The sequence below is a fragment of the Duganella sp. CF517 genome, from assembly GCF_900110275.1.
GTDB lineage: Bacteria > Pseudomonadota > Gammaproteobacteria > Burkholderiales > Burkholderiaceae_D > Rugamonas.
In genome coordinates, this window is the sequence record NZ_FODC01000004.1 from 388,300 (window position 1) to 412,300 (window position 24,001).

Annotated in this window: 19 protein-coding genes; 13 read left to right on the top strand and 6 right to left on the bottom strand. The window is 66.5% G+C overall.

Annotation, left to right across the window (positions count from 1 at the left end; genetic code table 11):
* Positions 1 to 2: 2 nt before the first annotated feature.
* The 5 genes from BMX85_RS17830 to BMX85_RS17850 all read left to right on the top strand — a co-directional run bounded on the left by BMX85_RS17830 (position 3) and on the right by BMX85_RS17850 (position 6,954).
* Complete coding sequence (locus BMX85_RS17830; RefSeq protein WP_090321086.1) at positions 3 to 368, top strand: Arc family DNA-binding protein; 366 nt, start codon at positions 3 to 5, stop codon at positions 366 to 368.
* 104 nt (positions 369 to 472) lie between these two features.
* Positions 473 to 844: a DUF2946 domain-containing protein gene (locus BMX85_RS17835; protein ID WP_090321090.1), complete on the top strand. Its 372-nt coding sequence runs from the start codon at positions 473 to 475 to the stop codon at positions 842 to 844.
* Positions 845 to 1,006: 162 nt separating this feature from the next.
* Positions 1,007 to 3,151: a TonB-dependent receptor gene (locus tag BMX85_RS17840; protein ID WP_090321093.1), complete on the top strand. Its 2,145-nt coding sequence runs from the start codon at positions 1,007 to 1,009 to the stop codon at positions 3,149 to 3,151.
* A 12-nt stretch (positions 3,152 to 3,163) separates the two neighbouring features.
* A complete protein-coding gene (locus tag BMX85_RS17845; protein ID WP_090321096.1) occupies positions 3,164 to 4,741 on the top strand; it encodes a PepSY domain-containing protein in 1,578 nt (525 codons plus the stop codon).
* Entirely contained in the window at positions 4,738 to 6,954 is a 2,217-nt protein-coding gene (locus BMX85_RS17850; protein WP_229210541.1) for a formylglycine-generating enzyme family protein, read from the top strand. The genes BMX85_RS17845 and BMX85_RS17850 overlap by 4 nt, the downstream gene beginning before the upstream one ends.
* Before the next feature lie 169 nt (positions 6,955 to 7,123).
* On the opposite strand, the gene BMX85_RS17855 is transcribed toward BMX85_RS17850, so the two are convergent.
* The gene (locus BMX85_RS17855; RefSeq protein WP_090321102.1) at positions 7,124 to 8,065 is read right to left on the bottom strand and encodes an isoaspartyl peptidase/L-asparaginase; all 942 of its coding nucleotides are present in this window, start codon (positions 8,063 to 8,065) and stop codon (positions 7,124 to 7,126) included.
* A gap of 204 nt (positions 8,066 to 8,269) precedes the next feature.
* Here BMX85_RS17855 and BMX85_RS17860 point away from each other — a divergent pair, with 204 nt between their 5' ends.
* Genes BMX85_RS17860 through BMX85_RS17875 form a run of 4 tightly spaced genes read left to right on the top strand, consistent with a single transcriptional unit; the run spans position 8,270 to position 12,410 of the window.
* Positions 8,270 to 8,827, top strand: a complete 558-nt coding sequence (locus BMX85_RS17860; RefSeq protein WP_090321105.1) for a (2Fe-2S)-binding protein — start codon at positions 8,270 to 8,272, stop codon at positions 8,825 to 8,827.
* Positions 8,824 to 9,852: an FAD binding domain-containing protein gene (locus tag BMX85_RS17865; RefSeq protein WP_218147370.1), complete on the top strand. Its 1,029-nt coding sequence runs from the start codon at positions 8,824 to 8,826 to the stop codon at positions 9,850 to 9,852. The genes BMX85_RS17860 and BMX85_RS17865 overlap by 4 nt, the downstream gene beginning before the upstream one ends.
* Positions 9,849 to 12,143 carry a xanthine dehydrogenase family protein molybdopterin-binding subunit gene (locus BMX85_RS17870; protein ID WP_090321109.1) on the top strand — a complete coding sequence of 765 codons (2,295 nt, stop codon included), beginning with the start codon at positions 9,849 to 9,851 and terminating at the stop codon, positions 12,141 to 12,143. Before BMX85_RS17865 ends, BMX85_RS17870 begins: the two co-directional genes overlap by 4 nt.
* A gap of 18 nt (positions 12,144 to 12,161) precedes the next feature.
* Positions 12,162 to 12,410: a hypothetical protein gene (locus BMX85_RS17875; RefSeq protein ID WP_090321112.1), complete on the top strand. Its 249-nt coding sequence runs from the start codon at positions 12,162 to 12,164 to the stop codon at positions 12,408 to 12,410.
* A 251-nt stretch (positions 12,411 to 12,661) separates the two neighbouring features.
* Here the strand turns inward: BMX85_RS17875 and BMX85_RS17880 are convergent, their stop codons facing one another.
* Positions 12,662 to 13,264 (bottom strand): acyl-homoserine-lactone synthase, encoded by a 603-nt coding sequence (locus tag BMX85_RS17880; protein WP_177196802.1) that lies wholly within the window; start codon positions 13,262 to 13,264, stop codon positions 12,662 to 12,664.
* 113 nt (positions 13,265 to 13,377) lie between these two features.
* Here BMX85_RS17880 and BMX85_RS17885 point away from each other — a divergent pair, with 113 nt between their 5' ends.
* Both BMX85_RS17885 and BMX85_RS17890 read left to right on the top strand, forming a co-directional pair.
* Positions 13,378 to 14,082, top strand: coding sequence for a helix-turn-helix transcriptional regulator (locus tag BMX85_RS17885; RefSeq protein ID WP_090321119.1), 705 nt, complete (start codon positions 13,378 to 13,380; stop codon positions 14,080 to 14,082).
* Positions 14,083 to 14,203: 121 nt separating this feature from the next.
* A complete protein-coding gene (locus tag BMX85_RS17890; protein ID WP_090321122.1) occupies positions 14,204 to 15,316 on the top strand; it encodes an SGNH/GDSL hydrolase family protein in 1,113 nt (370 codons plus the stop codon).
* A 17-nt stretch (positions 15,317 to 15,333) separates the two neighbouring features.
* Here the strand turns inward: BMX85_RS17890 and BMX85_RS17895 are convergent, their stop codons facing one another.
* The gene (locus BMX85_RS17895) at positions 15,334 to 15,936 is read right to left on the bottom strand and encodes a DUF6630 family protein (RefSeq protein WP_090321125.1); all 603 of its coding nucleotides are present in this window, start codon (positions 15,934 to 15,936) and stop codon (positions 15,334 to 15,336) included.
* Positions 15,937 to 16,205: 269 nt separating this feature from the next.
* Here BMX85_RS17895 and BMX85_RS17900 point away from each other — a divergent pair, with 269 nt between their 5' ends.
* Positions 16,206 to 18,533 (top strand): glycoside hydrolase family 2 TIM barrel-domain containing protein, encoded by a 2,328-nt coding sequence (locus tag BMX85_RS17900; RefSeq protein ID WP_090321128.1) that lies wholly within the window; start codon positions 16,206 to 16,208, stop codon positions 18,531 to 18,533.
* Positions 18,534 to 18,608: 75 nt separating this feature from the next.
* Here BMX85_RS17900 and BMX85_RS17905 read toward each other — a convergent pair whose 3' ends face one another.
* Positions 18,609 to 20,021 (bottom strand): bifunctional enoyl-CoA hydratase/phosphate acetyltransferase, encoded by a 1,413-nt coding sequence (locus BMX85_RS17905; protein WP_090321131.1) that lies wholly within the window; start codon positions 20,019 to 20,021, stop codon positions 18,609 to 18,611.
* Positions 20,022 to 20,172: 151 nt separating this feature from the next.
* Between BMX85_RS17905 and BMX85_RS17910 the strand changes: the two genes are divergently transcribed.
* Positions 20,173 to 21,906 carry a PHA/PHB synthase family protein gene (locus BMX85_RS17910; protein ID WP_090321134.1) on the top strand — a complete coding sequence of 578 codons (1,734 nt, stop codon included), beginning with the start codon at positions 20,173 to 20,175 and terminating at the stop codon, positions 21,904 to 21,906.
* A gap of 82 nt (positions 21,907 to 21,988) precedes the next feature.
* On the opposite strand, the gene BMX85_RS17915 is transcribed toward BMX85_RS17910, so the two are convergent.
* Together BMX85_RS17915 and BMX85_RS17920 are read right to left on the bottom strand one after the other, a co-directional pair.
* Positions 21,989 to 23,227 (bottom strand): sugar MFS transporter, encoded by a 1,239-nt coding sequence (locus BMX85_RS17915; protein WP_218147371.1) that lies wholly within the window; start codon positions 23,225 to 23,227, stop codon positions 21,989 to 21,991.
* 220 nt (positions 23,228 to 23,447) lie between these two features.
* The gene (locus tag BMX85_RS17920) at positions 23,448 to 23,954 is read right to left on the bottom strand and encodes a hypothetical protein (RefSeq protein WP_090321140.1); all 507 of its coding nucleotides are present in this window, start codon (positions 23,952 to 23,954) and stop codon (positions 23,448 to 23,450) included.
* Between the last annotated feature and the right edge of the window lie 47 nt (positions 23,955 to 24,001).

Here is a 24,001-nt window from a genome sequence, read left to right on the forward strand (position 1 = left end):
TTATGCCCAATATTTACCGTAGCCAGTTCCGTATGCCCATTGCGCTCTTCGAGAAGCTCAAGTCCGAGGCCGGAAAATCGAAACGTAGCGCGAATGCTGAACTGGTGGAGCGGCTCGAACGCAGCCTGGCAGACAGCTCCAACGAGATCGATATCAAGATCCTTTTCGAAACGCTTGAGCGACTTTCCACGCGCAACCCGGAAATGCGCTACAGCTTTGGCGTGAATTTCAACGGTTCGCTACACGAACGCCCCGCTGAGATTATTGCTGGACAATGGGTTTTGGCGAGCGAGCCAAGTAAGGCTACGAATGAACAGGACCACGCTCCTGTCACAGCGGACTCTTCCGCGCGGCACACCAAAAACTGACAACCGTCATATTGTCGGACCGATCCTTTACCGCCGGCGGCGGACGGGGCCACCGTCCCCACGAGGTTCCGCCCGGGCATGGCGCGACGGTGTAAAATAGTCAAATGTTCATTTCCCGACAGCGACGAAGGTACCTCGCATGGCTGCTCTGCGCATCCATGCTGATGACGGCATTGATGCCGGCGTTCTCGCGATCGTTCGCCTCGGATGGCGCGGCGAATGCCGTGCTGCTCGAGATGTGTTCCGCCATGGGCGTCACCTACACCAAGACGCCGGATTCGGACGGCAAGCAAGCCGGTAAGATGAACGACTGTCCTTATTGCCGGGTTCATTTCGACGTGCCCGTGCCGCCGCCCGCGCCGGCGCAGCTTCCACGCTTCGAGATCGCCGCGGAACGGCCCGCGCTGTTCTACCGTTCGCCGACGCCGCTGTTTTCGTGGGTCGTCGCGAATCCCCGCGGTCCGCCCGCCGCCTGATATCCGCCCTACGTGCCGGGGACCGCACCCGCCCGCGCACGCTCGTTATTCCAGACGACGCATGCGACAGCGCCGCCCATGAAGGCAGCCGCTGGCCTGCCACGCCGTCTGGCCGAGGGCCGCCCCATGGCGGCCTGGATATCCATTTCGCGTAGCCATACCATGAACACTACTTCCCGTTTGCCCATCGCCCGCACCCGCGTCGCCACTGTTTGCGCGCTGGCGCTGCCATTATTGGCGGCCAACGCCATCGCCGCCTCCGCCGCCGAGGACGCCACCCTGCCCACGGTCGTGGTCTCCTCGCGCGCCGACGACGGCGGCCTGCGGTCCCAGACCGCCACCGGCTCCAACCTCGACCTGAGCCGCTTCGACACGCCGGCCAGCGTCGACGCCATCACCCGCGACCAGCTCGAACGGCGCGGCGACACCGGTCTGCTGGACGCGATCACCCGCGCGCCCGGCATCAGCGCCATGCCACACCCCGGCAATGGCGGCTCCTCGGTCGCCGCGCGCGGCTTCACCGACACGCTGTCGGTGATGCGCCTGTACGACGGCATGCGCCAGTACGGCGGCGCCGGCCTGACATTCCCGTTCGACACCTGGGCCGTCGAGCGCATCGAAGTGCTGCGCGGACCGGCCTCCGTCATCTACGGCGACGGCGCGATCGGCGCCGTGATCAACGTGGTGCCGAAGAAGCCGACGCGCGGCGCCATCCAGACCGAGTTGCAGGCCGGCCTGGGCACCGAGCACAGCCGGCGCTTCGCCATCGGCAGCGGCGGCGCCATCGACGACAAATGGTCGTACCGCGTCGACGCCAGCACCGACCGCTCGGATGGCTGGGTGGAGCGGGGCGAGTACAGCAACCGCGCCTTCTCGGGCGCGCTGCGCCTGGACATTTCCCCGCGCCTCAATGTGCAGCTCGGCGCGGCCAAGGGCAGGCAAAAGCCGATGAAGTACTTCGGCACGCCACTGATCGACGGCAAGCCCGATCCGGCATTGGCGGAAAAGAACTACAACGTCGGGGACAGCGTGATGCGCTACGACGACCGCTGGATCGATCTGCTGGTGAACTGGAACCCGAACGACAACGTCGGCGTGCGCAGCCGCTTCTACGATATCGACAGCGACCGCCACTGGCGCGATGTCGAGGCGTATCGCTACAACCCGGCCACGCGCCTGATCGACCGCGCCGACGCCACCGAGATCTATCACCGGCAATCGCAAACCGGCAATACCACCGACGCCGCGTTCAAGGGCGTCTTGTTCGGCCTGGCCAACCAGTTTTCGGTCGGCTTCGACGTCAACTCCAGCGACTTCAGACACACCAACAACACCTACGTCGGCAGCGCGCCGTCGGTCGATCCGTACAATCCCGTGCCGGGATCGTTCAGCAGCCCGGTGCCGACCATCCCGCGCTACGACAGCGAGGCGAAGCAGTACGCGCTGTTCGCCGAGGACCGCCTGGCGTTGGACGAGCGCTGGTCGCTGCTGGCGGGCGTGCGCTACGACCACGCTACGTTGCGCCGTACCGACCTGGTCGCCAACAGACTGGCCTACGACAAGACCTCGACCAATGTCGGCTGGCGCCTGGGCACGGTGTTCCAGGTGACGCCGTCGCTGGCGCTGTACGGCCAGTTCGCCAAGGCGGCCGACCCGATCGGTTCCCTGTTCTTCCTGTCGGCGGCCAACAGCCAGTTCAAGAACGCGACCGGCCGGCAACTCGAGGTCGGCGTCAAGCAGGCGTTCGCGCAGGGTGGCGGCGAGTGGACCTTGGCGGTCTACGATATCACCAAAAACAATCTGCTCACGCGCGACCCGGCCAATCCGGCGCGCAGCGTGCAGGTCGGGGAGCGCAGCTCGCGCGGCATCGAGGCGACGGTGATGGCCGTGCTGGCGCCGGGGTGGAGCGTGGAGGCCAACGCTGCGGTGCTGCGCGCGCGCTTCGAGGATTTCAGCGAAGCGTCGGGCGCAAGCCTGGTCTCGCGCGCGGGCAATGTGCCGCCGGATGTGCCGCAACGGCTGGCCAACCTCTGGCTCAACCGGGAGCTGGCGCCGGCGTTGACCGCTAGTGCCGGGCTGCGCTACGTCGGCGAACGCAACGCCGACAACGCCAACACGCTCAAGCTGCCGTCGTATGCGGTCACGGACGCTTCATTGCGCTGGAAACTCTCGGCCGACACCAATCTGACGCTGCGCGTCGCCAATGTGTTTGACAAACGCTATTTCACGACCGCGTATTATTCGGCGACGCAGTGGTTCTATGGCCAGGACCGGCGCGCCGACATCCTCGTCAACCACCGTTTCTGACCGGGAGCCGCGATGCGACGCTATATCTACTTGCTGCACCGCTGGACCGGGATCGCCATGTGTGTGCTGATGGCGCTGTGGTTCTTCAGCGGCGTGGTGATGCTGTTTGTCGGCTACCCCAAGCTGACGCCATGGGAGCGCCTGGCCGCGCTGCCGACATTGCCACAAGCGGGCTGCTGCATCGAGCCCGGGCAAGCGCTGGCGCAGAGCACCGCGCCGGCCGGGGTCCAGCGCCTGACGCTGACCTCGATCGCCGGCCGGCCGCGCTATCTGTTGCTCGAGGAGGACGGGCGCTATACGCCGGTGGACGCCGTCAGCGCGGCCTTGCCCGGCCGGGCCGACGCCCGCGCCGCGATCGCCGCCGCGCGTGGTTTCAAGCCCGGCGCCGATGCCCGCTACCAAGGCTTGATCGACGAAGACCGCTGGACGCATTCGCGCGGCCTGAATCCGCACCGGCCGCTGCATATCGTCGACCTTGACGACGCGGCGTCGACGCGGGTCTATGTGTCTTCCTCGACCGGCCAGGTGGTGCTCGACGCGCCGCGCGCCGAGCGCTACTGGAACTTCGCCGGCGCCTGGCTGCACTGGATGTACATGATCCGTCAGCAGAACACCGATCCGGTCTGGACCTGGGCCTTGATCGGCCTGTCCGCCGCGGGCGTGCTGTCGGCGGCGACCGGTCTGATCAACGGCGTGTGGCGGTGGCGCTTCAGCGGCCGCTACAAAAGCGGCCAGCGCACGCCTTATCGCGAGACATACATGCGGTGGTACCACATCCTCGGCCTGGTGTTCGGCCTGGTGCTGTGCACCTGGACCTTCAGCGGCCTGATGTCGATGAATCCGTTCAATATCCTGGGCGCACAGGGCGCGCGTCCCGACGCGACCGCGATGCAAGGCGGTACGCCGGCGAGGCTGCGCCCGTCGCCCACGGTGCCGCGGGTGCTGGCGCGCTTGCGGGCCGAATCCTTCGCGCCGCGCGAGCTGGAGTGGGGCGTATTGAACGGGCATCCGTTCATCCTGGCGCGCGATGGCCTGAACGAGACCCGCATCGTCGATGCCGCCGGCGACGGCGTGCGGATCATGCCGTCGTGGCCACTGGCGCAACTGGAGGCGGCGGCGCGCCGGCTGCTGCCGTACCGGGTGGCGTCATTCGACATGCTGAACAGCTACGACGCGCAGTATTTCGCGCGCGAACAGTCGTCCATGAACGGCGCCAATGAACGCCGCCTGCCGGCCTTGCGCGCCGTCTTCGCCGATCCGGAGGACACCTGGGTATATCTGGATGCGCGCACCGGTCAGATCGAGCTGAGCGCGGACAAAACCCAGCGGCTCGGAAGATGGCTGTTCAACTTCCTGCACAGCTGGGATGTGCCGGTCTTGCTGACGCCGGCGTGGCCGCGCAAAGCGGCCATCATTGCGCTCAGCATCGGCGGCTTGCTGCTGAGCGCGACGGCGGCGGTCATCGCGCTGCGCCGCTTGCGCGTGATTTTCAGGCATGGCGCGCCGGTTACCGGTTCCCTGGCGGGCGCAACTAGTGGAGAATGTGGTGTCGCCACTCCACCCGTCGAACCACGGAACCGCCAACGATGAAACCAAGCCGCCGCCACGCATCCGCCACACTGTTCGTTCACTGCATCGCCGGCATGCTGCTGGCGGACGCCGGTCCGGCCGCCGCCGCCGAGCCGCCCAAAATCGAGGTGCGCGGCAGCCAGATCCTCGGCCCCGACCAGCAGGACAGCGGCGAGGCGGACTGGCTCGCCCGCCTGAACAACTGGAAGCGCGACACCACCGGCCAGCACGCCCCCTGGCTGGCGGCGATGCGCGCTTGGCGCGCCGCGCAGCTGGCCAAGACCGGCTACGACGACGCCCAGTACCGGCGCCCGGAACTGCGCTGGACGCAGCGCGACTTCGTGCAAACCCAGGCGATGATGGAAGACCGCTACCTGTACGATCCTGTCACCGGACGCTACACCGTCGACCGCTTCCTCGACGATTTGAAGCAACGTTACGGCGGCATCGACAGTGTGTTGCTGTGGCCGGTCTATCCGAACATCGGCATCGACGACCGCAACCAGTGGGACATGCTGCGCGACCTGCCCGGCGGCGTGGCCGGCGTGCGCCGGATGATCGACGACTTCCACGCGCGCGGCGTCAAGGTGTTCTTTCCGACGATGCCCTGGGATACCGGCTCGCGCGATCCCGGCACGACGATCCACCAGGCGACGGCGGCGCTGATGGCCGAGATCGGCGCGGACGGCATCAACGGCGACACGATGTTCGGCCTGCCGCTGGAATACCGCGCCGCCGCCGACGCCACCGGCCACGCGATGGCGCTCGAGCCGGAGTTGTCGTTCAGCGACGACCGCATGCTCGCCTACAACAACCAAAGCTGGGGCTACTGGCCGGCGTCGCCGGTGCCGCTGGTGAGCAAGTGGAAATGGCTGGAGCCGCGCCATCAGGTCCATGTGTGCGACCGCTGGGCGACCGACCGCACCACGTTGTTGCAGGACGCCTTCTTCAACGGCGTCGGCGTGCAGAGCTGGGAGAACGTCTGGGGCTGGTGGAACCGGATCACGCCGCGCGACGGCGAGGCCCTGCGCCGCATCTCGACCATCTACCGGGCCTTCCCCGGGCAACTGGTCAGCAGCGGTTGGCGGCCGCACGTGCCGACCTTGCACCATGGCGTCTACGCCAGCGAATTTCCGCTGCCCGGCAAGACGTTGTGGACGCTCATCAACCGCACCGACTGGCGCGTCGACCAGCGCGTCATGCGCGTCCCGCACGCCGAGGGTCAACGCTACTACGACGTCTGGGACGGCAAGGAAATCACGCCGACGGTGGCCAACGGCTACGCCGAACTGGGCGCCGCGCTGGAAGCGCACGGCTACGGCGCCGTGTTGCGCGTCGATCCCGGTGTCGACGTGGCGGGCCTGCCGGCAACCTTGAAGACGCTGGCGACGCAGGCCGCGCGGCCGCTGGAATCGTATTCGAACGCCTGGACGCCGCTGCAACAGAAGATGGTGGCCATCGCCGCCACCCCGGCCGCGCGCACCGCACCCCCGGGCATGGTGAAGGTGCCGGGCGCGCTGTTCGACTTCCAGGTGCACGGCATCGAGATCGAAGGGGAGAACAAACCGGGCCTCGATGTGCAATACCCGTGGGAGCCGGTGGCGCGCCGGCACCATGTGCGCAGCGTGCCGATCAAGGCCTTCTACATCGACAGGCACCTCGTGACCAACGCGCAGTTCAAGCAATTTCTCGACGCCAGCGGCTACCGGCCGGCGGACGCGCACAACTTCCTGCGCCACTGGGTAGCGGGCGCGCCCAAGGCCGGCGACGCGCGGCGCCCGGTGGTGTGGGTCTCGCTCGAGGACGTGCGCGCCTACCTGCGCTGGGCCGGCAAGCGCCTGCCCAACGAATGGGAATGGCAGTACGCCGCGCAAGGCACGGACGGCCGCCTCTACCCATGGGGCGACCAGTGGAACCCGGCTATGGTGCCGGCGCCGGAACAAGGGCGGGAATTGACCGCGCCGGAGGCTGTGGGCAAGCGTCCGCAGGCGGCCAGTCCGTTCGGCGTCGAGGATCTGGTGGGCAATGTCTGGCAATGGACCAACGAGTTCGCCGACGAGCACACCCGCGCCGCGGTGTTGCGCGGCGGCAGCTACTACCAGCCGCAAAACTCGTATTGGTACTTTCCGCAGGCGTATAAGCTCAACGAGCATGGCAAATACCTGTTGATGGCGCCATCGAAAGACCGTTCGGGCGCGCTGGGATTCCGTGGCGTCAAGGACGCGGCGGACTGAATTTGCACCGGCTGCGAAGCCGCCGGCCGGCTCCGCCGCGTCGAGCGCGCCGGAACCGCTTCCGGTCAGGCCATCATGGCCGGGTCTTCCGCTCGCGCATCCGCCCGAGCACGCCCAGGGTGAAGGCGCGGGAACCCTGCGGCAGGGCCGGGAATGGCCGTAGTGGCCGTTAAGGCAGTTGTGCGTCGCCGGCGGCGGCCCACGGCATGTCGCGGTTGCTGCGCGCGCCGCTCTCGGTGGCGCTGACGGCGATCAGGCCGATGTCGATGGCCGGATCGAACAAGGTCAACGCGCGCTGCAGCGCCTGCGGCAAGCGCATGCCGCCGGCCAGCCAGCCGTGCACCGTGTGCGCCAACAGGTGGCGCACGATGTGCTCGCCGATGCCGGTGACGGCCACCGCGCCGGCCGGCCCGGCATAAAAGCCGGCGCCGATGATCGGCGTGTCGCCCACGCGGCCAAGCAGGGCGGGCGCGCAGCCGCCCGTCGAGCCGGCGACGGCGAAGCGGCCGGCGGCGTCGCGCACCACCGCGCCGACGGTGTCGCACGCCTGGCCGGGTGCGACCGCCAGCGGCGTGGCGAAGTTCCAGTATTGCGCGAAGCTGGCATTGTCCTCGCCGGGAATCAGGCGCTTGCCCTGTTGCAAATCTTTAAGCATCGCCGCGTGCTTGTGCAGCGCTTGCGCGGTGGTCGGATCGTGGTCGGCGGCGCCGATGTGGCGGGCGAACCGCAGCGCGCCTTCGCCGCACAGCAACCAGTGTGGCGTGTCCGCCACCGCCGCGGCGACCTCGACCGGATGGCGCACCCGGCGCAGGCCCGCCACGGCCCCCAGGCGGCCTTGGCTGTCCATGACGGCGGCGTCCATCTCGATGGTGACGCCGTCCATGCGCAGCACCGAGCCGGTGCCGGCGTTGAAGCGCGGATCGTCTTCCAGCACGCCGACGGCGGCCACCGCCGCCTGCACCGCGTCGGCGCCGCCGCGCAGGCGCGCCAGTCCGGCCTCGGCGGCGGCCGCGCAGCCATCCTTGTGCTGGCTATCGGCGCCGGCGCCGCCGTGCGCGACCACGACCGGTGCTTGTGGGGAAGATGGCGGGTAAGAATCAGCAGCTGTCATGGCGGTCCAGGAGTTCGTTGGTGAAGATCGGATGCGTCATCATGCCGGTGCCGCGCGGCGCGCGCTGTAGGCGCTTCGCGAAGGAAGAGGTAGGACTTCGACGTGTGAAGAAGGGTACGCTCAAAGCGGCGCCAGCGTGCGCTGACACACAGTGTGCCGCAGGCGCGCTGGCTACAGTGGTGGCTACCCATTCTAGGAACCACCATGGACGACCATCTCACCGCCGCGCCAGCCGACGCCGCCGTCAACACCTATCCCGTCAACCTGCGCATCAACGGCCAGCCGCACCGCTTCGAAGTCGAGGCCTGGGTGACGCTGCTGGACCTGCTGCGCGAACGCGCCGGCTTGACGGGCAGCAAGAAAGGCTGCGACCACGGCCAGTGCGGCGCCTGCACCGTGCTGGTCGGCGGCAAGCGTATCAACTCGTGCCTGACCCTGGCGGTGATGCAAAACGGCAAGGACATCACCACCGTCGAGGGCTTGGCCGACGGCACCCGGCTGCATCCGTTGCAGCAAGCCTTCATCGCGCATGACGCCTTCCAGTGCGGCTACTGCACGCCGGGGCAGCTGTGTTCGGCCGTCGGCCTGATGAACGAGGGCCAGGCCGGCACGGTGGCCGAGGTGCGCGAGCTGATGAGCGGCAACGTCTGCCGCTGCGGCGCCTATCCCGGCATCGTCGCCGCCGTCACCGAGGTCATGGGGCTGCCCGGGCACAAGGACAATCCCGACCGGCCATATCTGCCGGGGACGGTGCCAGCATGAATCCGATCACCTATGTCGAAGCGGCCGACGTGGCCGGCGCGCTCGGCCACCAATATGCGTCGGAGCGCGCGTTCATCGCCGGCGGCACCAACCTGATCGACCTGATGAAGGAACAGGTGATGCGGCCGAGCACGCTGGTCGACGTCAACGGCTTGCCGCTCGACGCCATCGAGCCGTCGCCGGCCGGCGGCCTGCTGCTGGGCGCGACCGCGCGCAACGCCGACACCGCCTACCATCCGCTGGTGCGCGACGGCTACCCGCTGCTGACGGCGGCGATCCTGGCCGGCGCCTCGCCGCAGATCCGCAACATGGCCAGCAACGGCGGCAACCTGCTGCAGCGCACCCGCTGCCATTATTTCTACGACATCGCCACCGCCTGCAACAAGCGCGCGCCCGGCAGCGGCTGCGCGGCCATCGGCGGCCTGACGCGCCAGCACGCCATCCTCGGCGCCAGCGCGCACTGCATCGCCACCCATCCATCGGACATGTGCGTGGCGCTGGCCGCGCTGGAGGCGGTGGTGCACGTGGTGTCGGCCGACGGCACGCGGCAAATCGCCTTCGCCGATTTCCACCGGCTACCGGAGGACCATCCGGAGCGCGACACCACGCTGGCGCCGGGCGAGTTGATCACCCATATCGAACTGCCGCCGGCGGCGCGGTTCGCGGCCCACTCGGCCTACCTGAAGTTCCGCGACCGCGCCTCGTACGCGTTCGCGCTGGTGTCGGTGGCGGCCATGCTCGACGTCGGCGACGACGGCGTGGTGCGCGACGCCCGGCTGGTGCTGGGCAGCGTGGCGCACAAGCCGTGGCGCGCGCCGCTGGCCGAGGCGGCGCTGATCGGCCGGCGCGCCGGCCCGGAGACGTTCGCGCACGCGGCCGAGCTGCTGCTGTCCGGCGCCCGGGGCCAGGGCGAGAACGATTTCAAGATCACGATGGCGCGCCGCGCCGTGATCCGCGCGCTCGAGCAGGCGCTCGAAGGCACGCATGACAATTCCCATGAATTCGCCGGCAAGGAGCCACTGTGACCGATCTGATTGAAGCTTTGCGCACCCCCGTTGCCGACCAGGGCACCGGCAACGTCAACATCGGCATGGCCGTCTCGCGCGTGGACGGACGCGACAAAGTCACCGGCCAGGCGCGCTACGCGGCCGAGCATTGGCCGCAGGCCGACGAGGGACCGCTGCTGTACGGCGTGGTCGTCAGCGGCAGCATCGCCAAGGGCCGCATCACCGCCATCCACACCGCCGCGGCGTTGGCCCTGCCGGGCGTGGTGGACGTGATCTCGCACGAGAACCGGCCGCGCATCCGTTCCTTCGACATTTTCTACAAGGACATGACGGCGCCCGGCGGCTCGCCGTTCCGGCCGCTGTACGACGACCAGGTGCTCTACAGCGGCCAGCCGGTGGCGCTGGTGGTGGCCGAGACGTTCGAGGCGGCGCGCCACGCCGCCGCGCTGGTGCGCATCGATTACGATGTCGAACCGCACGAGACGTACCTGCTGCAGCATCGCGGCCGCGCCCACACGCCCAGCCGCCTGAAGGCCGGCTACACGCCGCCGCCCGACACCAAGGGCCACCCGGACGACCGCTGGGACAGCGCCGCCGTGAAGATCGAGGGCGAGTACTACAGCGGCGTCGAGCACCACAATCCGCTGGAGATGTTCGCCTCGACCGTGATCCGGGGGGCCGACGGCCACCTGACCATCTACGACAAGACGCAAAGCTCGCAGAACAGCCGCTGGTATGTGTCGCACGTGTTCGGCCTGTCGAAGGACAAGGTCACGGTGCGCAATCCCTACGTGGGCGGCGCCTTCGGCTCCGGTCTGCGGCCGCAGTACCAGCTGCCGCTGGCGGTGATGGCCGCGCTCAAGCTGGAGCGTTCGGTGCGGGTGGTGCTCACGCGCCAGCAGATGTTCAGCTTTGGCCACCGGCCGGAAACGCAGCAGCGCGTCAGGCTGGCGGCGGAACCGGACGGCACGCTGAGCGCCATCATCCACGAGGCGCTGGCCGAGACTTCGCGCATCGAGGATTACGTCGAGGTGGTGGTCAACTGGTCGGGCGAGCTGTACGCCTGCGAGCATATCCGCCTCGGCTACAAGCTGGTCGACCTCGACCACGCCAGTCCGATGGACATGCGCGCGCCGGGCGCGGCGCACGGCGTGCACGCGCTGGAAGTGGCGATGGACGAGCTGTCGTACGCGCTCAAGATGGACCCGCTGGCGCTGCGCCTGAAAAACTACGCCGACGTCGACCCCAGCCACGGCCTGCCGTATTCGACCAAGGAGCTGCGCGCCTGTTACGAGCAGGGCGCGGCCCGTTTCGGCTGGGACAAGCGCCCGCTGGAGCCGGGCACGATGCGCGAAGGGCGCGAGTTGATCGGCTGGGGCATGGCCACCGGCATGTGGGACGCGATGCAGATGTTCGCCCGCGCCAGCGCCGTGCTGCACGCGGACGGCAACCTGGTGGTGAGCAGCGCCGCGACCGACATCGGCACCGGCACCTACACCGCGATGAGCATCATCGCCGCCGACGCCATGGGCCTGCCGCTCGAGCGCGTGCGCTTCCAGCTGGGCGATTCGACCTTGCCGGTGGCGCCGATCGAGGGCGGCTCGTCGCACGTGGCCACCGTCGGCTCGGCGGTGGACGGCGTGTGCGACAAGCTCAAGGAGCGGCTGTTCAAGATGGCCCGCAAGATGGACGGCTCGCCGCTGGCCAAGGCGCGCTTCGCCGATGTCGAATTCGCCGGCGGCGGCGTGCGCCTGGCGGGGCGGCCGGAGGTGGGCGTGTCGCTGACCGAGATCATGGCCGCCAGCGGCGAGGCGCGCATCGAAGAGAAGTACATGATGCTGCCCAATATGCTCAAGCAAATGAAATACCAGCGCGCGACGCACTCGGCGGTGTTCGTCGAGGTGCGGGTGGACCCGGATTTCGGCACCGTGCGCGTGACGCGGGTGGTCAGCGCGGTGGCGGCCGGGCGCATCATCAACGCCAAGACGGCGCGCAGCCAGATCATCGGCGGGGTGGTATGGGGCATCGGCCAGGCGCTGCACGAGGAAACCCTGTGCGACCATCACGAGGGCCGCTTCATGAACCACAATTTGAGCGAGTACCACGTCTCGGTGAACGCCGACATCCACGATATCGATGTCATCTTCGTGCAGGAGGATGACCGCATCGTGAGCAAGATCGGCGCCAAGGGCGTCGGCGAGATCGGCCAGGTGGGGGTGTCGGCCGCCGTCTGCAACGCCATTTACCACGCCACCGGCCGGCGCGTGCGCAGCACGCCGATGACGCCGGACAAGGTCATGCGGCCGTAAACCACACTGGAGAATGTCATGCCGATAAAAACCGTGGACGGATACGAGATCGATTACACGGCCGAACGGCTGGAGGGGTGCGACGACTGGGGCGCGTATGTCGCGGTCTTCGCGCCGTCGGACAATCCGATGCACATGAATAACCTCGTCCCTAAAAAGCGCGTGGCGGCCGATGTCGCCCTGACCAGCGAGGCGATGGCCGAGCAGGAGGCCGAGAAAGCGGCGATGGAGATCTTGCGCCAATTGAAGCCGGAAATAAAATCATAGGCGCCGCGAGTTTTTCAGTTTTTTTTTAGCCATGTTTAAAAAATGCGACCACCGATCAGTTCGGATAGGCCGAACTTGTCGATGGTCGCCGGATAACAATCCGCAGGAAAATGCTTCCGTAGTAATTATTGTCGTTAAGGGTGGCAAGTCTCCTATTTTTAGCTCCTTTCTCTTTGATTCGCCAGCATGCAGCGTAATGCAGACAAAAAGACAATTGGCATAAATACCAACGACTACTGATACAAATCAGATCATGCGGCCTTCGCAGCGATCGAAGAAATCCCCAAGGCATTTTTGGTTATGTCATCGAGGTCGATCCAAAATGCGTAGACGTTGTGTCCATGTAATCGCATGGTTGGACTGGCCCTGCTGGCATTCACGCCGAGCCGCGCCAGGATCCGCTCCATCGCGACGGCGGATACCGCGACCAGGCGGCTCACCCCATGCTCGAGTGCGCATTGCACGGCGGTGCGCAGCACCGCCTGGCACCCCCAGTAATCCGCCTGCCGCCGGCTTTCACCGGCGCTGCGCAGATCCACCGAACAAAAACGCGACAGTTCCCACACCGCCGGGGACCTGGGAATCATGGCCTTGTCCATCAGCTGGGGAAACACCTCGCTGAGCAAATAGGGCTCGGTGGTGGGAAGCAGGCGCGCGTAGCCGATCGTGGCGCCGGCGTCGCGTACGCAGACATGGTAGGTGTCGTCGCGGTCGAATTGGTCGACCTCGAGCCCCGCGCCGGCGCAGGGTAGCGTCCAATGCAAGCGCTCAACAAATACCGAATATCTGTAACGGAAAATCTGATTCAGATCAATTACCTTTAACTGCGATGCCGTAGCGTAGCTGGTGTTCATAAGGGCTCCTTTATGTATAGGGAGCGTCCATTGAACCTGACTTTCCGCTTCTGAGAATTGGCATAAATGCCAGTTGCTTTGTGTCCCGATCAAACCCATGACGCTGGATAGATATGCAAAAGCACGACGATGTGGTGCATGAGATCTCGACGTCGGCGAGCAGCGACGCTGCATTCAAAATCCTGCGGGAAGAGGCGCATCGTCTCGGCATGGAAAACGTGTCATGGGTGATGAAGCCTCCCGTCGCCTTCGAAGACGGGAAGATCGCGACGTTCGACAGCTACGCGCCGGAATGGCGTGCGCATTACTTCGAAAATAATTATCTGGCGTGCGATCCGACCGTTAAACACGGCCTGACGTCGATGCAGCCTCTTCTTTGGTCCCAGACCAAGGCGCTGGCGCCAGAGTTCTGGGAGGATGCCGACTCGTTCGGACTGCGCGTCGGCTTCGCGCAAAGCCTGTGGGATCGTCATGGGTGCTGCTCGATGCTCTCCTTGAGCCGTGACCGCGTGGAGTTCTCGCAATCCGAACTGATATCAAAGCTACCGCAACTTGCCTGGCTCGCCTTGATCGCCCACACCGGAATGATCAGACACATCATTCCGGCCGAGACCATCAATGCGCCCGCTTCGCTCTCCAGGCGCGAAACGCAGACCTTGCAATTGGTGAGCACCGGGCTGACCTCGCAGCAAGTAGCGGACAGGCTGCGCGTGACAAAAGCCACCATCGACCGGCATATGGAGGCGGTGAGATCGAAGCTGCACGCGGAAAACAAGGTCGACGCGGTGGTCAAAGCGATCCGCTGGGGCCTCATTTAGCGGCAGCGCGCACCGACCGCTTGCACACCGTCGCGCGGGAATTTCATTTCGCGCCTTGGTGATTATCGCAATTGCCGTATCATCCTCGCGCTTGGGACAATAGGCGCAGGAGGATTTCAACATGGCATTTGCAAGATTCAACAACAAGCTCGCCGTCATCGGCGTATTCGCGGCCTGGATGGCGGCCGGTTCGGCCTGGGCGGCGGTCGCCGTCGGCGCCGACCATGCCAACCTGCAGTACACGGGCAGGGTCGACCACGCCAATCCGGCCGCGCCGGTGTTGTCCTGGCCGGGCACCAGCATCGAGGGCAATTTCACCGGCGCCACGCTGGCGATCAAGCTCGACGATCAGCTCGGTAAGAATTTCTTCGATGTCTACATCGACGGCGACCTGACGCAGCCGTTCCTGGTGCAGGCGGAGAAGGGCGGGAAAACCTATCCGGTCGCGGCCCAGCTGGCGCCGGGCCGCCATAGCTTTCTGATCACCAAGCGTTCCGAGGGCGAGGAGGGGGCCACCGTGTTCCAGGGCCTGGAACTGGCCGATGGCGGCGAATTGCTGCCACCGCCCGCACGCAAACAGCGGCGCATCGAATTCTTCGGCGATTCCATTTCCAGCGGCATGGGCAACGAATCGCCCGCCGACGGCCCCGACCATCTGGTCAAGGACAAGAACAGCTTCATGTCGTACGCCTCGATCACGGCGCGCGCGCTCGACGCCGAGCTGCATCTGATTTCGCAAAGCGGCATCGGCGTGATGATCAGCTGGTTCCCGTTCACGATGCCCGATTTCTACGACCAGCTGAGCGCCGTCGGCAACAACGACACGGTGTGGGACTTCAAGCAGTGGACGCCCGACGTCGTCGTCATCAACCTGTTCCAGAACGACAGCTGGCTGGTCGACCGCGAGAAGCGCCTGTCGCCGCTGCCCGACGACGCCCAGCGCGTGGCCGCATACCGCAAATTCGTCCGGACGATCCGTTCGAAGTATCCGAAGGCGTACATCATCTGCGCGCTGGGCAGCATGGACGCGGTCCGTCCGGGCTCGAAATGGCCGGGCTATGTGCGCACGGCCGTCGACCAGATGCGCGACGAGAACAAGGACGCGCGCATCGATACCGTGGTGCTGCCCTACACCGGCTTCAACGGCCATCCGCGCATCCCGCAGCACCAGGCCAACGCCTCGTTGCTGAGCGCGGTGATCCGCGCGAAAATGGACTGGCGGCCCTTGCAGTGACAACGACCCCGGCGTGGCTAGGCCTCGCCCTGGGAAACCGCGAAGTCCTGGAACGACGTCACGTCCAGGCCGGCGCGGCGGCCAAGCGCGATCGCTTGCGCGGCGGCCGCGTTGTCCACGATGAGCATGTAGTAGGCATCGTGACCGAAGTCGATGCTTAGCAGCGACAAGGCGTGCTTCGGCAGCCATTCGGCCAGCACTTTCAGCCCCTGCATGACGGTCTTGCCGTCGGAATTCCATTCCCATTGCTCGTCGATGCCCCGGGTCGCGAGCATGTCGTTGACTTGCCAGTCGATCTCATCGCTCGCTTTCCAGTCGATATGCATCATCATCCACTTGCCGCTCTGCTGCCCCTCATCCTCCACCAGCGCTTCCAGGAACAGCTCCCCGACGTCGTCGTCGCTGATCGGATTCGGGCGGCTGTCGAGTTGCTTCAGCACTGCGTTGGTGAGCCGCGCGCTTTCCTGCTCGCCAAGCTGGCTTGTAACCACTCGCATGAAGCCGGCCATCGCTTCCGTGTCACTGGCGGCCCGTGCCTCCACTGCCGAATCATATTCCTGCGCGTCCAGGTAGTCGGGCTCGGGTTGGCGGTTGAGAAAGGCAAACAGGCGTTTAAGCATCGCGGGCTCTCTAAGGTGATATCGACATGCGCAGGATAGCAGGTATGCAATTCTGGAATTTCATATTTGATCTGGTGCGCTTCAGCCCGGCGGTGCCGTATATCAAAGTTCTCTCGATCCATGAATAATTTGTATACGGACCGGCTTTCGGCTGCGTGTCAAAACAATACTGGATATACTGCGCCGTGATAACTGCCGGACGCCACCATGCGCGCCGGCGGTCGCTTGTTCCATTTTTCATCAGGTATTTTTTGGGGGTTCCACGCACTATGACCAGTTTTATTTCGAGGCTACAAAAGCAGGCGCGGGGCTTCCCGACCATCGGTTTGCTGGCACTGGCGGTCAGTTCGGCGGCCAGCGCCGCCACCACCAGCCTCAATCAGTCATGGGACTTCTATCGGGACGACGCCAAGAGCGCCGACACCGTCGACAAGGTCGCGCCGGGCGCCTGGACCAAGGTCGATCTGCCGCACACGGCCCGCCTCGAAGCGAAAGTGCCGGTCAACTCATGGCAGGGCAGCGCCTACTACAAGAAGACCTTCGACGCCAAGGTCGCTCCCGGCGAGCAAGCGGTGCTGCGCTTCGAAGGCGCGATGAACGTGGCCGACGTCTGGGTCAACGGCAAGCACCTGGGCACGCACCTGGGCGGCTACCTGCCGTTCTCGTACGACATCACGCCGCACCTGAAGGCCGGCGGCGGCAACGCGCTGGTGGTGCGCATCAATAACGAGGACAACGCCATCACCGGTCCGAAGCCGTTGAAGGACCTCGATTACATCCAGTACGGCGGCATCTACCGCGACGTCACGCTGAGCATCAAGCCGGCCGTGCATATCAGCGACGAGATGCTGTCCAACACCGAGGCGGGCGGCGGCGTGTTCGTCACTTATCCGCAGGCCGATAAAAAGTCCGCCATCGTGCGCATCAAGGCCGAGGTGTGCAACACCGCCGGCGAAGCGCGCACCGCGCAACTGAGCCAGCGCCTGCTGTTCAAGAACGCGCGCGTCGCCGACGGCGCCGACAACATCCGGCTGGCCGCCGGCGAGTGCCGCCACGTCACCCGCGACCTCAAGGTCGACCGTCCGCAATTGTGGTCGCCGAAGACGCCGAATCTGTATTCGATCCAGACCACCGTGTCGAGCGGGGGCCGGCAAGACGTGGTGACCACGCGCGCCGGCATCCGCCGCATCGCGCTTGAAAAGGGCAAGTTGCTGATCAACGGCGAACCAACCTTCCTGCGCGGCGTGAACCGCCATCAGGAATTCCCGTACGTCGGTTACGCCTTGTCGCCGCAAGCCGATTACCGCGACGCGCTGCTGATCAAGCGCGCCGGCTTCGATTACGTGCGCCTGTCGCACTACCCGCATTCGCCGGCCTTCATGGCCGCCGCCGATGAACTGGGCCTGATGGTGTTGCCGGGTGTTCCAGGCTGGCAGTACTTCAATCCCGATCCGGCGTTCGGCGCGCAGGTGGTGAAGACCTGTAGCGACATGGTGCGCCGCGACCGCAATCATCCGAGCGTACTGGCGTGGGAATGCTCGCTGAATGAAACGCAGATGCCGGATCAACTGATCGAGAAGCTGCACAAAACCGTGCACCAGGAATATCCGGGCGACCAGGCGTATTCGGCCGGTTGGGTGCCGCAGACCTACGACGTGTATCTGCAAGCGCGCCAGCACCGTCTGGACGATAAGAAGCCCTTGCCGAACAAGGCGTTGATTGTTTCCGAATACGGCGACTGGGAATATTACGCGATGAACGCCGGCTTCAACCAGACGGCGTGGGGCGACCTGAAAGAGGCCGACCGCAGCAGCCGCCAGCTGTTGACCGATGGCGAGAAGCGCCTGCTGCAACAGGCGAAGAACCTGGCCGAGTCGCACGACGACAACTTCAAGACCGGTGCCGTGGCCGATGGCTACTGGGTGATGTTCGACTATGGCCGCGGCTACGCGCCGGACCTGGAGTCGTCCGGCGTCATGAGCATCGACCGCCTGCCGAAGTTCTCGGCCGAGTTCTTCCGCTCGCAGCGCGGCGCATCGGAGACATCGGCGAAGTGGGGCGGTGGGCCGATGGTGTTCATCGCCAGCCACTGGACCAAGGATTCGCTGCCGCAGGTGCGCGTGTTCAGCAACACCGACGAGGTCGAGCTGTTCTTGAACGGTAACAGCCTGGGCAAGGTCAAGAGCGGTCCGTCGACGACGCATCCGAACCTGGCGCATCCGCCGCTGGAATTCGACGCCGGCCGGTTCCAGGCCGGCACGCTCAAGGCGGTGGCCTACCTGAACGGCCGCAAGGTCGCCGAGCACGTGGTGCGGACGCCGACCGAGCCGGTCAAGCTTGGCGTCGCGGTCGATGATCTGGCGGTCGAATCGACCGACGGCGACCTGGTGTTCATCCGCGCCAGGCTGCTCGACGCCAACGGCAGCGTGGTGCCGGACAGCGGCAAGGCCGTGACCTTCGCCGCCGCCGACGGCTACGAGATCGTCGGCCCGGGCACGGTCACCACCGAGGCGGGCATCGCCAGCGTGCTGGTGCGCGTGAAGGGCGGCAAGGGCGCGATCAGCGCGGAGGCGGGAGCGCTGCGCGGCCGCTTGTAATGCTCATCGAACACCGCGGCGACACGAATGATCACCGTGTCCGCGGTTTTGTGGCGGTGACGTCTGCGGCCGTTTTCACGGCCGCCGCTCGCGGTAGCGGTGCGCCAGCACCAGCGCCAGCGCGGCCGAAGCGGCGCGCGCCGGCGCCGAGTCGGCGCGGCCGGTCAGCGCGATCGGCACGGCCGCGCCCAACACCACGCCGCACGACGCCGCGCCGGCCATGTATTTGAGCTGCTTGGCCAGCAGGTCGCCGCTTTCCAGGTCGGGCGCGATCAGGATGTCGGCCTGTCCGGCCACCGCCGAGACGATGCCGTCGGCGCGCGCGGCGGCCGGCGAGACGGCGTCGTCGAAACCGAGCGGGCCGTCCAGCAGCGCGCCTGCGATCTGGCCGCGATCGGCCATCTTGCACAGCGCGGCGGCGTCGATGGTCGAGGCGAGTTTCGGGTTGACCGTTTCCATCGCCGACAACAGCGCCACCTTCGGACATGGGTTGCCCAGCGCGTGCGCCAGGGCGATGGCGTTTTGCACGATGTCGACCTTGTCGGCCAGCGCGGGCTGGATGTGCAGCAGGCCGTCCGACACCAGCAGCGCCTTGCCGTAGGTCGGCACCTCCAGCCGGAACACGTGCGACAGGCGGCGCTTGGTGCGCAGCCTCGGCTCGGCCAGCACGGCGTCGACCAATTCCTCCGGGCGCAAACTTCCCTTCATCAGCATCTCCACCGCGCCGGCGGCGGCCAGGGCGACGCCACGCACGGCCGCCGCGTGGCTGTGCGCTTCGTCGACGATTTCCACATCGTCCAGCGACAGGCCGTCGCCGGCCGCGAGCGCGCGCAGGCGCGGCGCCGGTCCCACCAGTAACGGCACCAACCATCGCTGATCGGCGGCCTCCAGCGCGCCGCGCAGCGACACCAGGTCGCACGGGTGGACCACCGCGCAGCGCACCGGCGCCAGCGGCCGCACCAGCTGGCGCAGCGCGGCGTACGGATCGGCGGCCGGGGCCAGGCAGAACGGCGGCAGTTGCGCGCGCGGACGGCGCACTTTTTCGGTCGGCGCGATCACCGTCGCCACGCCGGTCAGCACCACCGCGCCGGTCTGGTTCTTGATGTCGCAGTTGAGCATGACGTGTTTTTTCGTTTCGTCCTTGGCGGCGACCGTGGCCGTCACGCGCAGTTCGTCGCCGACGCGCACCGGCTTGAGAAATTGCAGCGTCTGCGCCAGGTAGATCGTGCCGGGACCGGGCAGGCGCGTTCCGAGCAGGCGCGAGATCAGCGCGGCGCCCCACATGCCGTGCGCGACGACGCCCTTGAACAGCGTGCCGTGCGCGTACTCGGCGTCGACGTGGGCCGGATTGATGTCGCCGGAGACGGCGGCGAACGCGGCGATGTCCTCGTGCGACAAGGTGCGGCCCAGGCGGGCGCTCTGGCCGATGCGCAGCTCGTCGAATGTGACGTTTTCGATGAACTCTCCGGTGTTGTCGGTGTCAGTCATGGCGGCTCTCCGGCGCTGGGGCGCGGGCCCCGATGCGCTGCAGTCTAGGAGCGGGCACCGGGACGACTTTGATCTGCATCAATCCCGTAACAGACGGTGTCTCGGCATAATGGCCTGTCAACGTGTGGAGGCGTGTGTGAATATTTTACCGATGCGTGTCAAACCGGCGTCCGAGGTGGTGCACGAACCGCCCGCGCCCGAGCCGGGCAACGAGTTCGATCTGTTCGTGCAGGCGCAACTGGCGCGCACCACCGGCGGCGTGTCGCCGATCGCGCTGACCCTGGCGTTCGAGGACTGGTGGATGCACCTGGCCAGCGCGCCGGGCAAGTGCGCGGAGCTGGCGTGGCAGTGGCTCGCCGCGTTCTCGCCGTTCGCCCCGGCCGTGGAGGCCGATCCCGACGACCGCCGCTTCGTCCAGCCGCCCTGGCAACAGTGGCCGTTCGACCAGTATGTGCAGGGCTTCCTGCGCTGCCAGCGCTTCTGGCGCGACGCCACCACCGGCGTGCGCGGCGTCGCGCCGCACCATGCCGACGTGGTGCGTTTCGTCGCCCGCCAGTTGCTCGACATGTGGTCGCCGTCCAATTTCGTCGGCACCAATCCGGAGGTGTGGCGCGCCGCGCTCGAGAGCGGCGGCCGCAGCCTGGTCGACGGCGCGCTCAACTGGCGCAACGACCTGTGCCGGCATCTGGCGCCGCCGTGGATGGCGGTGCCGGAACCGCCCGGCCCGCAATACCGGCCGGGCGTGGACGTGGCCGTCACGCCGGGCGACGTGGTGTACCGCAACGAGCTGATCGAGCTGATCCAGTATGCGCCGCGGAGCGCGAGCGTTTACCGCGAGCCGGTGCTGATCGTGCCGTCGTGGATCATGAAGTACTACATCCTCGACCTGTCGCCGGGTAACTCGTTGGTGCGCTACCTGGTGGGGCAGGGCCACACGGTGTTCATGATCTCGTGGCGCAATCCCGGGCCCGAGCACCGCGCGCTGGGCATGCACGACTACCTGTGGCAGGGCCTGTTCGCCGGCCTCGACGAGGTGCGGCGGCGTTGCGCGGGGGCACCCGCGCACGGTGTCGGCTACTGCCTCGGCGGCACCCTGCTGGCGATCGGCGCGGCGGCGATGGCCAATGGCGAGCACGGCCGGCAAGACCATCTGGCGTCGCTGACCTTGCTGGCGGCGCAGACCGATTTCAGCGAGCCGGGCGAGCTGGGGCTGTTCATCGACGACAGCGAGCTGGCCTTCCTCGACGCGCTGATGTGGGACCAGGGCTATCTGGACGGCGACCAGATGGCGGCGTCGTTCCAGCTGCTGCACGCGCGCGACCTGGTCTGGTCGCGCATGATGCGCGAGTATCTGCTGGGCGCGCGCACCGCGTCGAACGATTTGATGGCGTGGAACGCCGACAGCACGCGCCTGCCGTTCCGCATGCACAGCGAATACCTGCACCAGCTATTCCTGCGCAACGACCTGGCCGAGGGGCGCTACCAGGCCGGCGGCCGGCCGGTGGTGCTCGACGACGTGACGGTGCCGCTGTACGTGCTGGCGACCGAGCGCGACCACGTCTCGCCGTGGCGCTCGGTATACAAGATCCACTTGCTGTGCGACGCGCCGATCGACTTCGTGCTCGCTACTGGCGGGCACAACGCCGGCATCGTGTCCGAGCCGGGCCACCCGCGCCGCAGCTACCGGGTGCGGCCGGCGCCGCGCGGTGCCAGCGGTTACCGCGGTCCGGACGCCTGGCGCGAGCAGGCCGAGCGGGTGGAGGGTTCGTGGTGGCCGCACTGGCAGCGCTGGCTGGCGGTCCGGTCCAGCGCTGCGCTGGTGGCGCCGCCGGCGATCGCGCGGCCGCTGGCGCCGGCGCCGGGACGCTACGTGCTGGAGAAGTAAAAAGGCCGATGCGGACGTTGTGCAACGTCGGCATCGGCCTCGGGCCGGGTCGCCGCCGGTGAGGGCGGCGAGCATGGCCGGCTTACGGTGTGGCTGTCTCGTCCGGGAAGGCGTTGGTGGGCTTGGAGCCCCACAGCGCATAGAACAACACATACATTTCGCACAGCGCGGTCAGCAGGAAGGACATTTGCAGGCCGTAGATGTCGGCCAGCCAGCCCTGCACCACCACCAGCGCGCCGCCGGCGATGGCCATGATCAGCAAGCCGGCGCCTTCTTCGGTCATCGGGCCCAAGCCTTTGATGCCCAGCGTGAAGATGGTCGGGAACATCACCGAGTGGAACAGGCCGACCGAAATCAGCGCCCACATGGCGACGTGGCCGGTGGTGAAGGTGGCGATCAGCATCACGATGGCGGCGCCGATGCTGGCACCGGCCAGCACGGTTTCGGCCGACACGGTGCGCATCAGCGCGGCGCCGACGAAGCGGCCGATCATCATGCCGCCCCACAGGATGAACAGGTAGGTCGACGCGGTCTGGTGGTTGACGTTGCCGATTTCGGGCTGCGAGACGAAGTTGATGAACAGGTTGGCGACGCCGATTTCGGCGATCAGGTAGATGAAGATCGCCGGGATGCCGAACACCAGGTTGCGGTGGCGCCACAGCGAGTGCTTGCCGCGCTGTTCCTTGGTCGCGCGGCTGGTGCTCGACGATTTCATTTCCGGCAGCGGGAAGCGGGCGATGATCACAGCCAGTACGATCAGCACGCCGGCGACGATCAGGTACGGCAGCTGCACCGCCTGGGCGTCGGCCAGGCGCTCGGCCTGGGTCAGCACCTGGCCGGCTTCGAGCGTGCCCGAGCTGGAGCGGCCCAGGATCAGGTAACCGCCGAACAGCGGCGCGAAGGTGGTGCCGAGCGAATTGAACGCCTGCACCAGGTTCAGGCGCGCCGAGGCGGTCTGCGGCGAACCGACGACGGCGACGTAGGGATTGGCCGCCACTTGCAGCAGGGCGATGCCGCAGGCGATCACGAACAGCGCCGCCAGCGTGACCGGATACGACGGCAGGCGCGCCGCCGGGATCATCATCAGCGACCCGCCGGCCATGATGGCGAGGCCGACGACCATGGATTTCTTGTAGCCGATGCGCTCGATCAGGCGCGCGGCCGGGATCGACGCGACGAAATAGGCGATGAACCAGACCGATTCGATCAGCGTGGTTTGCGTGTAGTTCAGGTCAAATACGCTGCGCAGGTGCGGCAGCAGCGTGTTGTTAATTACCGTGATGAAACCCCAGGTAAAGAACAAACTTGCAAGCAGCGACATCGTCGCACGGTAGCTGACAACGGGAGGCGAGGTCGTCTCCATTGTGCGAGCAGATGAAATTGGCGCTGCCATAATCTTTCCTTTCCAACAAGCGGGACGAATATGGTAGGGCCAATCCCGTTATCTTGCCAATGAATAAATAACAATGTCCTATATCTTTTTCGATATGGCAGATATCACCAGATCGTAGTACTGGTGAATACGCCGGACGTCCACGCGGTTACGCCTGCACCTTGTGGTCCTCGGACTGGGCTTTTTCCATCGCCTCCGGCTCGAGTTCCTCGGCCGAGCGGTTCAGGTGCACGAACACGCCCCACGCCGCCAGCAGCACGCCGACGCTGCCGACCAGCGCGGCCACGTACACCAGGCCGGACAGGTCGTCGTGCACCGCGTGGAAGGTCGCCACCAGGCCCTCGATGGCCAACGCCACCACCACCACCACGAAAAAGCGCGACAGGAAGCGCCGCACCCGCGTCGGCGCGCTGATGTCGGCGTCGCGCACCACTTCCTCCTCGATGATGGTCTCGGCGATTTGCAGCGCCACCACGGCGGCGGCCAGGATGCCGATCGCTTCGATCACTTGCTGGGCGGCGGCCAGGCCGATCTCGCCGGTGGCGGCGTCCCAGCCGATACGCGCGCTGATGGCGATCAGAAATAGCGCGGCGGCCGCGAACAGGAACGCGATCAGCGCGTGGATCGCGCCGAAGGCCGTCAGTAGCTTCTTCATGGGAGGGTGTCCTTACGAAATTCGTTATTGCCGAATTGTAAGGTGAT

What these genes read in the sequence shown, in the direction of transcription:
- BMX85_RS17840 (WP_090321093.1), top strand. Translation starts at nt 1,007, where the DNA reads ATGAACACTACTTCCCGTTTGCCCATCGCCCGCACCCGCGTCGCCACT.
- BMX85_RS17915 (WP_218147371.1), bottom strand. Translation starts at nt 23,227, where the DNA reads ATGTCGCTGCTTGCAAGTTTGTTCTTTACCTGGGGTTTCATCACGGTA.
- BMX85_RS17905 (WP_090321131.1), bottom strand. Translation starts at nt 20,021, where the DNA reads ATGACTGACACCGACAACACCGGAGAGTTCATCGAAAACGTCACATTC.
- BMX85_RS17855 (WP_090321102.1), bottom strand. Translation starts at nt 8,065, where the DNA reads ATGACAGCTGCTGATTCTTACCCGCCATCTTCCCCACAAGCACCGGTC.
- BMX85_RS17875 (WP_090321112.1), top strand. Translation starts at nt 12,162, where the DNA reads ATGCCGATAAAAACCGTGGACGGATACGAGATCGATTACACGGCCGAA.
- BMX85_RS17920 (WP_090321140.1), bottom strand. Translation starts at nt 23,954, where the DNA reads ATGAAGAAGCTACTGACGGCCTTCGGCGCGATCCACGCGCTGATCGCG.
- BMX85_RS17860 (WP_090321105.1), top strand. Translation starts at nt 8,270, where the DNA reads ATGGACGACCATCTCACCGCCGCGCCAGCCGACGCCGCCGTCAACACC.
- BMX85_RS17835 (WP_090321090.1), top strand. Translation starts at nt 473, where the DNA reads ATGTTCATTTCCCGACAGCGACGAAGGTACCTCGCATGGCTGCTCTGC.
- BMX85_RS17910 (WP_090321134.1), top strand. Translation starts at nt 20,173, where the DNA reads ATGCGTGTCAAACCGGCGTCCGAGGTGGTGCACGAACCGCCCGCGCCC.
- BMX85_RS17830 (WP_090321086.1), top strand. Translation starts at nt 3, where the DNA reads ATGCCCAATATTTACCGTAGCCAGTTCCGTATGCCCATTGCGCTCTTC.
- BMX85_RS17880 (WP_177196802.1), bottom strand. Translation starts at nt 13,264, where the DNA reads ATGAACACCAGCTACGCTACGGCATCGCAGTTAAAGGTAATTGATCTG.
- BMX85_RS17845 (WP_090321096.1), top strand. Translation starts at nt 3,164, where the DNA reads ATGCGACGCTATATCTACTTGCTGCACCGCTGGACCGGGATCGCCATG.
- BMX85_RS17890 (WP_090321122.1), top strand. Translation starts at nt 14,204, where the DNA reads ATGGCATTTGCAAGATTCAACAACAAGCTCGCCGTCATCGGCGTATTC.
- BMX85_RS17865 (WP_218147370.1), top strand. Translation starts at nt 8,824, where the DNA reads ATGAATCCGATCACCTATGTCGAAGCGGCCGACGTGGCCGGCGCGCTC.
- BMX85_RS17885 (WP_090321119.1), top strand. Translation starts at nt 13,378, where the DNA reads ATGCAAAAGCACGACGATGTGGTGCATGAGATCTCGACGTCGGCGAGC.
- BMX85_RS17900 (WP_090321128.1), top strand. Translation starts at nt 16,206, where the DNA reads ATGACCAGTTTTATTTCGAGGCTACAAAAGCAGGCGCGGGGCTTCCCG.
- BMX85_RS17850 (WP_229210541.1), top strand. Translation starts at nt 4,738, where the DNA reads ATGAAACCAAGCCGCCGCCACGCATCCGCCACACTGTTCGTTCACTGC.
- BMX85_RS17895 (WP_090321125.1), bottom strand. Translation starts at nt 15,936, where the DNA reads ATGCTTAAACGCCTGTTTGCCTTTCTCAACCGCCAACCCGAGCCCGAC.